Origin of the sequence: Thioclava sp. UBA3469 (assembly GCF_002378135.1) — a bacterium.
Lineage (GTDB): Bacteria > Pseudomonadota > Alphaproteobacteria > Rhodobacterales > Rhodobacteraceae > Thioclava > Thioclava sediminum.
The window spans coordinates 600-1061 of the sequence record NZ_DFRG01000130.1; the positions used below are offsets into that span (position 1 = coordinate 600).

The following is a 462-nucleotide window of genomic DNA, read 5'->3' on the forward strand; positions in this document are numbered from 1 at the left end:
CTTGGGGTTCTTCACCGAGAAGAATTTCTGATGCTCTTTCATCGAGGTCTGCAGCACCTCGGGCGGCAGGTCGAGGAATTCGCCGTCGATCTCGCCCATCAGCGTGACGGGCCATTCGACGAGGCCCGAGACCTCGGCCAGAAGGCCCTTGTCCGGCACCACTTCCCAGCCCTTGGCGAAGGCCATCTGCGCGGCATCGTGGTCGATCGCCTCGGCACGCTCATTGGGGTCGAGCATGACCTTGGCGGCTTTCAACTGCTTGGCGTAGCTCTCATAGCCCGAGACCTGAAGCACATCGGGCGCCATGAAGCGGTGACCGCGCGTGGTGTCGCCCGCCTTGATGCCGTCCACGTCGAGCGGCACGACGGTCGCGCCCGCCTCGTCGGTCAGGATCGCGAGGATCGAATGCAGCGGGCGCACCCAGCGCAGCGAGCCCTCGCCCCAGCGCATCGATTTCGGCCA

1 protein-coding gene is annotated in these 462 nt (G+C 65.4%); it reads right to left on the reverse strand.

Translation table 11 applies throughout. The features are described from left to right. Nucleotides 1–462 (reverse strand): glycine--tRNA ligase subunit beta (locus B3D39_RS10380; RefSeq protein ID WP_286789664.1); only part of this gene is annotated, 462 nt, incomplete at both ends.